1 pseudogene is annotated in these 423 nt (G+C 41.6%); it reads right to left on the bottom strand.

What is annotated here, in order from left to right:
- Positions 1-423, bottom strand: a pseudogene (locus NOU10_RS09300) (mucus-binding protein); the annotation flags it as partial.

The raw sequence follows: 423 nt of genomic DNA on the forward strand, positions 1-423 counted from the left end.
TTGTTGTTTGAACTTCACCATTTGGCAAGTGTACATTGATTGTTCGCGTGATTGTCTTTTCTTCTTTTCCTTCTACTATTGCTGGTTCATCTGCTCGATAGTAGATGTCTACCACTGCGTCCAAACTTTCTGAAGTTACTTCTACTTCATCTACTGTGTCTGGAATTGCTGTGTAGCCTTCTTGTTCTGGAGCTGTAAAACTTTCCCAACGACCTACGGTCCATGGTCCATACTTCTTCTCATCGCTACCTGCTACACTCGTGTACTTCCTTTCTAATGTTACTGGCTGTTTTGTTGTTTGAACTTCACCATTTGGCAAGTGTACATTGATTGTTCGCGTGATTGTCTTTTCTTCTTTCCCTTCTACTATTGCTGGTTCATCTGCTCGATAGTAGATGTCTACCACTGCATCCAAACTTTCTG

This window comes from Ligilactobacillus sp. MP3, from assembly GCF_024436335.1.
Lineage (GTDB): Bacteria > Bacillota > Bacilli > Lactobacillales > Lactobacillaceae > Ligilactobacillus > Ligilactobacillus salivarius.